The organism is Dellaglioa sp. CoH-57-MRSF-16 (genome assembly GCF_056782055.1).
In genome coordinates this window covers 1-406 of the sequence record NZ_JBXAXZ010000079.1, presented here as the reverse complement: position 1 = coordinate 406, position 406 = coordinate 1, and the positions used below count along the sequence as shown (strand labels likewise).

At 52.7% G+C, this 406-nt stretch carries 1 protein-coding gene; it reads right to left on the bottom strand.

Annotated elements, in window-relative coordinates; genetic code table 11:
• Positions 1 to 121: 121 nt before the first annotated feature.
• A partial coding sequence (locus AC1RPH_RS07945) for a hypothetical protein (RefSeq protein ID WP_391856740.1) occupies positions 122 to 406 on the bottom strand: 285 nt, incomplete at its 5' end.

Genomic DNA, 406 nt, shown 5'->3' with positions numbered 1-406 from the left:
AGCTCTGGCAGTTCAGCCTGACTGTCCATAGCGTATTCATCAGAGGCCCGGCTGTTGTTTTCTTCCATTGAAGATGCGGCAAGGCGGCTGAGTAGGCTATTGGTACTGTTCATAACGAATCCTATTTAAGTTCGGGCGGCAGTGTGCTGCCCAGTTGCGAAGTGAATCCTTCATCGGCTAGTAGCGTTTGTAGTACGCCACAAACTTCGGGAAGTGTTGTGATCCTCATCTTTGCGCGCGGCAATTGATCAGGAGGGCAGAATTCTTGGCCCACGTTCACGAAGTAATAGGTACCATCTACCCACTGAAGACTGACGTAAAGTGCGCGCACTGTGCGGCCGTCGTCAGCGTGCACTCCCTGAAGCATGGTGTAAGCCGTGAACACTAGTGCGTCCTGAGCATCGAC